This window comes from Candidatus Thiothrix phosphatis (assembly GCF_035668035.1).
GTDB classification, from domain to species: Bacteria; Pseudomonadota; Gammaproteobacteria; order Thiotrichales; family Thiotrichaceae; genus Thiothrix; species Thiothrix phosphatis.
Genome location: NZ_JAYMYJ010000070.1, coordinates 1 through 2731, shown reverse-complemented (window position 1 = coordinate 2731; position 2731 = coordinate 1). Strand labels below are relative to the sequence as shown.

The window sequence follows — 2731 nt, the reverse complement described above, 5'->3', positions numbered from 1 at the left end:
GTTCTCATACGACTCTTGACAGGAATGCTCATGGCTGGGAAAACGAAGCGGGCGACCTGGGTGTTGACGGAAGATCAGCGAGCGATGTTGACGAAACTTGCGGGATAGAGAACGGCGTTGGTACGCGAGGTGGAGCGTGCCAAGCTCTGGCGGATTCTGAATGAGCAGCCCCTCAAGCCGCCTAAGGTCCGGAATGACCTGGAGCGGCGCGATCCTGATTTCGATCGCAAGAGGGAAGAAGTTCTGATGGTCTATCGACGAACTGAAAACGCGCATCCTCCAGGGCATCCAGGAAATGAATCAGGCACCCGTGGTGTTTCGTTGGAAGAAATTCGATAGGAAAGCCGCCTGATCTGTAGCCCATTCAATGGAACGAACTACTAGGACGTGTCATCGAATACCAGATCCGCGATAATGGCGGACGAACCGAGTGGAGAAAGAGAACGGATGACACCTCGACAAGCACTGAGAGATGACCAATGGGAGCGCATCAAGGATCTCCTCCCAGGATGGGAGAGGCATGTTGGGGTGACGGCTCAAGATAATCGCCGGTTCGTGGAGGCGGTGCTGTATCGGTATAAAACCGGCCTCCCTTGGCGAGACTTGCCCGAACGTTTCGGGGATTTCGTGTGGTCCATCTGCGATTCTCGCGTTGGAGCCAGTCCGGGGTGTGGCAGCGTATCTTCACGCTTTTTACTCAAGACGCGGACAACGAGTATGGCATGATGGATTCCACCCTCGTTCGGGCTCACCCGCACAGTGCCGGGGCCATCAAGCGGGAACCTAAAGAATGCCAAGCCATCGGCCTGAGTCGCGGTGGGCAGAGCACGAAGATCCACGCCACGGTGGATGCCTTGGACAATCCGACGGGATTTCACCTCACCCCTGGCCAGACATCCGATCTGGAAGGCGCCGATGTGCTGCTGCCGGGTACGGCCGCCGAGACGGTGATCGTCGACAAAGCCTACGATGCCCAGGTTCGGGTCATTGCACCCCTTGAGAAAGGGGGCAAGGCGGTGGTGATTCCTCCCCTTTCCACACGTAAGACGCCTCGTTTCTATGACCGACATCTGTACCAGGCGCGCCATCTGATCGAGAACTTCTTCTCTCGACTCAAACGGTATCGCGCCATCGCTACCCGCTACGACAAAACCGCGCAGAACTTCCTCGGTGCAATTCATCTGGTGGCAGCCGTCATTTGGCTTAACTGATGACACGCCCTAGGGCAGTTCGGTAACACAATCCGAGCGCTGACGCATGAAAGAGGAAGTGCCCGGTTTTTTCAGGAATGCAGGAAAATGAGCAATAAAGTGATTCGAACCCGACGTCAGCGCCAAGCAGGCGTTTTGGTGCTCGCTGCTGCTGGTTGCTGCATTGCGCTTCCCGCGCAAGCGGAGCTGAGCGCCGAGGAACTGGCTAAGCTGGCTCAGAATCCGGTGGGCAATCTGGTCAGCATGCCCTTCCAGAACAACACCAACCTCAACTACGGTCCCGAGAAGAAGACCCAGAACATCCTCAATATCCAGCCGGTGATCCCGGTGTCGGTCAATGAGGACTGGAATATCATCACCCGCACAATCTTGCCGGTCGTGTCGCAGCCGGCGCTGTATCCGGGCGATGACCGCACCAATGGTCTGGGCGATACCGTGTTTACAGCTTTTCTGTCGCCGGCCAAACCGGGCAGTGTGATCTGGGGGGCGGGGCCAGTCGTCCAGTTGCCGACCAACACCGATTCGCAACTTGGTAACCGTAACTGGGGCATGGGACTGTCCGGCGTCGTATTGCATCTTGAACACGGCAGCCCATGGGTGTACGGGATGCTGGTCAACAACATCTGGTCACTCAGTGACAGCGGAACAGGCGGGTCGTACAACAATGCGACCATTCAGCCCTTCATCAATTACAACTTTCCTGGTGGGCTTTATTTGACCAGCGCCCCCATCATCACGGCCAACTGGAAAGCGGAGAACAGTCAGCGCTGGGTTGTGCCGCTTGGCGGCGGCGTCGGCAAGATTTTTCACATTGGCAAACTGCCCGTGAATACACAGCTATCGGCCTACTACAACGTGGTGACGCCGGATAACGGTGCCAACTGGCAGATTCGCGCCCAGATCCAGTTCATGTTCCCCAAATAAATCTTTGGCGTGGGTATCACGCCTAACCCAAGGAGTCTGACATGTTCAAGAAAACGCTCATCACCTTCGCTCTAGCCGCAGCCCTCGTCGGTTGTGTCAGCCAGAGCACTTACAATCAGGAAGTCCAAACGGCAAATACCTACGCTGGGCAGAGCAAGGCCTATCAGGCGCTGGATGCCCAACTGCAACAGGAAATCAAGGCTGATCAGGTTCGTATCAAGGAACTGCAGGGCCGTCTGACCGTGACCCTTATTGACGAGATCGTATTCTCGTCGGGTAGTGCCCAGATGAATGCCAAGGGCCGCGAGGCGCTGGAAAAGATCGTCGGAACCTTGCAAAGCGTGACCGACAAGCGCATCGTAGTGCGTGGTTACACCGACGACGAGCCGATCGGGCCTGAATTGCGTCAGCGTTATCCGACCAACTGGGAATTGTCGACAGCGCGTTCGAGCGATGTAGTGCGTTTCCTGCAGGCCAAAGGCATGGATCCGACCCGGCTTGAGGCTTCCGGTTTTGGTCAATATCAGCCGGTAGCGAACAATTCGACGCCGGCAGGACGCCGTGAAAACCGGCGCATCGAAATCGTTCTTACAGAT

4 protein-coding genes are annotated in these 2731 nt (G+C 56.5%); 3 read left to right on the top strand and 1 reads right to left on the bottom strand.

The features are described from left to right. The coding region (locus tag VSS37_RS07715; protein ID WP_324694246.1) for a hypothetical protein at positions 1 to 276 on the bottom strand (276 nt) is incomplete at its 3' end. A 171-nt stretch (positions 277 to 447) separates the two neighbouring features. On the opposite strand from VSS37_RS07715, the gene VSS37_RS07710 reads away from it, so the two are divergent. The 3 genes from VSS37_RS07710 to VSS37_RS07700 form a co-directional block, all read left to right on the top strand. Further along, positions 448 to 1211 (top strand): IS5 family transposase gene (locus VSS37_RS07710; RefSeq protein ID WP_324694244.1). Its coding sequence is split into 2 segments (ribosomal slippage): positions 448 to 625 and positions 625 to 1211, totalling 765 coding nucleotides; the frame shifts between segments, so codons are not numbered across the junction. 87 nt (positions 1212 to 1298) lie between these two features. Continuing rightward, positions 1299 to 2135 (top strand): neuromedin U, encoded by an 837-nt coding sequence (locus VSS37_RS07705; protein WP_246149117.1) that lies wholly within the window; start codon positions 1299 to 1301, stop codon positions 2133 to 2135. A 41-nt stretch (positions 2136 to 2176) separates the two neighbouring features. Continuing rightward, positions 2177 to 2731: OmpA/MotB family protein (locus VSS37_RS07700; protein ID WP_324694242.1), on the top strand; the 555-nt coding region annotated here is incomplete at its 3' end.

Bases quoted from the DNA above. Each gene is read 5' to 3' on its own strand.
- VSS37_RS07705 (WP_246149117.1), top strand. From the start codon at position 1,299: ATGAGCAATAAAGTGATTCGAACCCGACGTCAGCGCCAAGCAGGCGTT.